Raw genomic sequence first — 544 nt, forward strand, 5'->3', positions numbered from 1 at the left:
GAACCGCTCCCACTGCTTGTACGTATACGGTTTCAGGTTCTATTTCACTCCCCTCACAGGGGTTCTTTTCGCCTTTCCCTCACGGTACTGGTTCACTATCGGTCAGTCAGGAGTATTTAGCCTTGGAGGATGGTCCCCCCATATTCAAACAGGATGTCACGTGTCCCGCCTTACTCGTTTTCATCTATGGTTAGTTTTCATGTACGGGGCTATCACCCTGTGCCGCTGTGCTTTCCAACACATTCCACTAACACCCCATAGACTTAAGGGCTAATCCCCGTTCGCTCGCCGCTACTAGGGGAATCTCGGTTGATTTCTTTTCCTCCGGGTACTTAGATGTTTCAGTTCCCCGGGTTTGCCTCACTACACTATGTATTCATGTAGTGATAACAGCTTATGCTGCTGGGTTTCCCCATTCGGATATCGTTAGCTCAAATGCTTATTACTAGCTCGCCAACGCTTTTCGCAAGTTATTACGTCCTTCATCGCCTCTGACTGCCAAGGCATCCACCGTATACGCTTGGTCACTTAACCATACAACCCA

At 48.9% G+C, this 544-nt stretch carries 1 rRNA gene; it reads right to left on the reverse strand.

The features are described from left to right. Positions 1 to 534: ribosomal RNA gene (locus H5125_RS21805) — 23S ribosomal RNA — on the reverse strand; the annotation flags it as partial. Positions 535 to 544 lie beyond the last annotated feature (10 nt).

The sequence above is a fragment of the Shewanella sp. SR44-4 genome (genome assembly GCF_014163715.1).
Lineage (GTDB): Bacteria > Pseudomonadota > Gammaproteobacteria > Enterobacterales > Shewanellaceae > Shewanella.